This is a genomic window from Pseudoalteromonas sp. 120-MNA-CIBAN-0494, from assembly GCF_040308885.1.
Lineage (GTDB): Bacteria > Pseudomonadota > Gammaproteobacteria > Enterobacterales > Alteromonadaceae > Pseudoalteromonas > Pseudoalteromonas nigrifaciens.
Genome location: NZ_JBEOOE010000102.1, coordinates 1 through 418, shown reverse-complemented (window position 1 = coordinate 418; position 418 = coordinate 1). Strand labels below are relative to the sequence as shown.

Sequence of the window (418 nt, the reverse complement as noted above, 5' to 3'; positions counted from 1 at the left end):
GTGCCAGCCTGAGCCCGATATCGACAGCTTGTTACCCTGGAATTTTAAAACATAGGTGTAGTTCGCTAGACGCTCACAATAAAGCGGTAGGGCTAGTCTATAGTCCTGCGCTTTCATCGCGCCCTGAGGATAAACGGGTACGAGCGGTCATCGACATTATTGCTTCGCAGAGAGGTTGTGCAATCGATATGGCGTTTTTATCATCGAAGGTTTTCTTGTCCCCAAGTCGCAATCAAGTCCTAATTGCTCAGCCCAGCTCCTGATGATAGACCTGTAATATGAATAGCTTATTGGTTGATTAGAGCGACGTATACTCCGAAACAAATAATCACTGGGTTGCAATTTAACTTCTTGAATCCAATGGATAATACTTTGTTGTGTTCTCGGAGTTATCTCAAATTGAACTTCGATCCCAGTT

The 418-nt window shown here is 44.0% G+C and carries 1 protein-coding gene; it reads right to left on the bottom strand.

All coding sequences use genetic code 11. The features are described from left to right. Positions 1–97: 97 nt before the first annotated feature. A complete protein-coding gene (locus AAEY55_RS18170) occupies positions 98–232 on the bottom strand; it encodes a hypothetical protein (RefSeq protein WP_350552621.1) in 135 nt (44 codons plus the stop codon). Between the last annotated feature and the right edge of the window lie 186 nt (positions 233–418).